The organism is Psychrobacter sp. 1Y4, assembly GCF_051847555.1.
The window spans coordinates 1-575 of record NZ_JBPYDE010000905.1 but is presented as its reverse complement, the minus strand read 5'-3'; the positions used below and the strand labels follow the sequence as shown (position 1 = coordinate 575).

General features: G+C 45.0%; 1 protein-coding gene. It reads right to left on the bottom strand.

The window, feature by feature from the left end:
- Positions 1 to 122: 122 nt before the first annotated feature.
- A partial coding sequence (locus tag ACS8FC_RS19515) for a zinc-binding dehydrogenase (RefSeq protein WP_439298005.1) occupies positions 123 to 575 on the bottom strand: 453 nt, incomplete at its 5' end.

Genomic DNA, 575 nt, shown 5'->3' with positions numbered 1-575 from the left:
ACAACATACGTATTACGTATATAGTTCTGTCATGCTTCGATTACAGGTTATCGCTCATTTATTACGCCGCTCTATTGAGTGGCATATAAATGAGCGATACATCTGTTGTGTACAGCGTTGGGTTATTCAGAAGCAGCAAGGACGATTTTTCCGAATGCATCGCCCTTTTGTAATTCATGATGAGCGGCCACAACCTCAAAGAGTGGATATATCTTTTGGATTTTTAAGGTTAATTGACCATCAGCGACTTGCTGTAAAACACGCGCCATATCGTCACCACTACGCTGCGCTTTATATCCTGATACTTCTAGGTTTTTCTCCTTGCCAGCTTCTTTGAGCTTATCGACCCAAATGGTTGGCAACACATTCACGCGCGCGCCCGATTTGAGCACACTCAGCGCGCGAATACCGGCTTCATCGCCAACTAAGTCAAGCAGCACGTCGGCTTGCAAATCAGGAAACGCTTCGTCTTTGGTATAATCAATCCAGCCTACCAGCTTGTCAGTATCGATAAGCTCATCGAGCTTGGCATATTTTTCTGGTGAGCAAATGACGGTGACCTTGATATCATCACG